3 protein-coding genes are annotated in these 2,866 nt (G+C 70.0%); all 3 read right to left on the reverse strand.

What is annotated here, in order from left to right:
• Nucleotides 1–437 (reverse strand): ABC transporter permease subunit (locus tag P409_RS30985; RefSeq protein ID WP_202964866.1); only part of this gene is annotated, 437 nt, incomplete at its 3' end.
• 117 nt (nt 438–554) lie between these two features.
• Entirely contained in the window at nt 555–1,334 is a 780-nt protein-coding gene (gene tauB, locus P409_RS30990) for a taurine ABC transporter ATP-binding subunit (RefSeq protein WP_034847543.1), read from the reverse strand.
• A gap of 20 nt (nt 1,335–1,354) precedes the next feature.
• Nucleotides 1,355–2,359: a taurine ABC transporter substrate-binding protein gene (gene tauA, locus P409_RS30995; protein ID WP_034847545.1), complete on the reverse strand. Its 1,005-nt coding sequence runs from the start codon at nt 2,357–2,359 to the stop codon at nt 1,355–1,357.
• Nucleotides 2,360–2,866 lie beyond the last annotated feature (507 nt).

Here is a 2,866-nt window from a genome sequence, read left to right on the forward strand (position 1 = left end):
CGGGCGGCGCGCAGCCGGTCCTGCGGCACGGCGCGCACGCCGGCCGCGGTCGCGATCGCGATCGGCGCGAAGATGGCCAGGAAGATCACCAGGACCTTCGACACCTCGCCGATGCCGAACCAGATCACGATCAGCGGCAGATAGGCCAAGGGCGGGATCGGCCGGTAGAACTCGATCAGCGGGTCCAGGACGCCGCGCACGATCCGGCTGGTGCCGATGGCGATGCCGACCGGGATCGCGACCGCCAGCGCCAGGGCCAGGGCGGCGAAGACGCGGCCCAGGCTGGCCGCCAGATGCTGCAGCAGCGTCGCGTCGGCGAAGCCGTTGGTCGCGACCGTGACCAGCTTGGCCCACACCGCCTGCGGCGTCGGCAGGAACAGGGACGGGACGAGGCCGAGATTGGAGACGAGCCCCCACACCAGGAGGAGGCCCGCCACCGTGGCGAGGCTGATCAGCCTCGTCCCGTGGCCCTTGGCGTTTCCGGGGCGCCTGTGCCGCGGGGTCCCCCCGCGAACGGGGGAAGGCGCCGGTTTCTGGAGCACGATGTCCGCCACCTAGGCCGCCTCGCGCTCGAAGATCAGGTCCATCACCCGCTCGCGCAGGGCGATGAAGCCGGGGTCGGACTTGATCCGGCGCGCCGGCTCGCCGGTACAGTATCGCCGGCCGAAATCCAGCCGCAGCTCCTCGACGATGCGGCCGGGCCGCGGCGACATCACCACCAGCCGGGTCGCCAGGAACAGGGCTTCCTCGATGCTGTGGGTGATCAGGAACAGGCTCTTGCCGGTGCGGTGCCACAGGTCCAGCAGCAGCTCCTGCATCCGCTCCCGCGTCAGCGCGTCGAGCGCGCCCAGCGGCTCGTCCAGCAGCAGCACCTCGGGGTCGGCGGCCAGGGCGCGGGCCAGGCCGACCCGCTGCTTCATGCCGCCCGACAGCTCCCACAGCTTCTGCCGCTCGAAGCCTTCCAGCCCGACCAGCCTCAGGATGCGCCGGGCCCGGTCGTCGCGCTCGGCCGGGGCGATCCCGCGCAGCCGCAGCGCAAAGCCGACATTGCCCAGCACGTCAAGCCAGGGGAACAGGGCGTCATCCTGGAAGACGACGCCCCGCTCCACCCCAGGTCCGGTCACACGAACGCCGCCGAGTGTGACCGTCCCTGCCTCCGGCGCCAGGAAGCCCGCCATCAGGTTCAACAGCGTGGTCTTGCCGCATCCCGACCGGCCGAGGGCGACGACGAACTCGCCCGGCTCGATCGCGAGGGTGACCCGGTCCAGCGCGCGGACATCGCCATCCGCCGCGGGATAGGTCACGGATACGGCCTTTACCGCCAGAACCGACATGGGCCTCTCCTGCGCCCGGTTCAGTTCGTCGCTGTAGCCGTAGCGACGAAACGGGCGTCGACATAGGGCGCGTAATCCGTCAGCGCCTGGTCGATCTTGCCCTGCTCCTTCAGAAAAGTCGCGGTGTCCGCGATCGCCTTGGCCGTGCCGCCGCCCAGCAGGGCCGGCCCGGCCTGCTCCGCCTTCACCGGAAAGACGCTGCCCTGCAGCAGGGCCGGGATGTCCTCCGGCTTCGCCCCGGTCAGCTTCGCGATCTTGGCGACCTCCGCCGACTCGGCGCTCCAGGCCTTCGGGTCGGCGCGGTAGGCCGCATATTCCTTCAGCGTGACGTCGGCGAAGGCCTGCACCGCCGCCGGGTCCGACTCGATCAGGTCGGCGCGGGCGATCCAGGCGTCGAAGGTCGGCGCGCCCCAGGCCGCGACCTCGGTCGAGGTCACCAGGACCTTGCCGCTCTCCTTGATCCTGCCCAGCGCGGGGTCCCAGACATAGGCGGCGTCGATGTCGCCGCGCTGCCAGGCGGCCGCGATCTCCGGCGCCCGCAGGTTCAGGATGCGAAGCGAGCCGGGGTCGATGCCCCAATGCTTCAGCGCCGCCAGCAGGCTGTAATGGGTGGTCGAGACGAAAGGCACGGCCACGGTCTTGCCGGGGAGATCGGCCGGCTTGTCGATGCCGGCGCCGTTGCGCACCACCAGCGCCTCGGCGTCGCCGATGCCGATGGCGACCAGGATGGTGCGGATCGGCAGCTCGCGGCTGGCCCCGGCGGCCAGCGGGCTGGACCCGACATAGCCGATCTGGACGCCGCCGGAGGCGATCGCGGCGATCACCTCGGCGCCGCTGTCGAACTTGCGCCACTCGATCGGGCGGCCGATCGCCTTCTCGTACAGGCCGTCGGCCTGGGCCACCTTGGCCGGCTCGACCGTGCTCTGGTAGCCGATGGTCAGCGGCTCCGCGGCCCGGGCGTAGTTGCTGATGACGATGGTGGCCGCACCGGCCAACAGGGACCATCGCAGGATCTGGACGAGCATTCGGGACAATCCTCGGGCGGGCAGGCGCACACGCTGGGCCGGTCGCGCATCGAACCCGGTCAGGGAGCGCGGATCAGTCGGCCGGGGCGCCGTTATGGAAGAGGGGAAGGGGCGGGGCTCAGGCCTGGCCGCAACAGCCGGGAGCGCGGAACTGAGACATGGACGTCGACTCCTCGAGACCACGAACCCCGTCGTGGCGCTTAGCGTTTGGTGACGCGGCGCAAGCTTCACCGGAAATTGCCGCGGCGCGATCCATGACAGGACCGACGAGAGTGAGGTTTTCACAGCTCGTGCCGCGAAGTCAACACAATTAACTATCAACACGGGTTGTTGGTTGAATAAATAACATAAATTTAAAGTATTAATCGCGACCACGATTCCCCTCCGGCCCTGGCCCGTCTATGGTCCGGACATGCCCAGCCGGACCGAAGCCCCTTCCGCCCTTCTCGCCGTGACCGGACTCGACCGGCCGGTGGCGCTGCGCCGCAACGCGCGGGCGCGGCGCCT

Origin of the sequence: Inquilinus limosus MP06 (genome assembly GCF_000767795.1) — a bacterium.
GTDB lineage: Bacteria > Pseudomonadota > Alphaproteobacteria > DSM-16000 > Inquilinaceae > Inquilinus > Inquilinus limosus_E.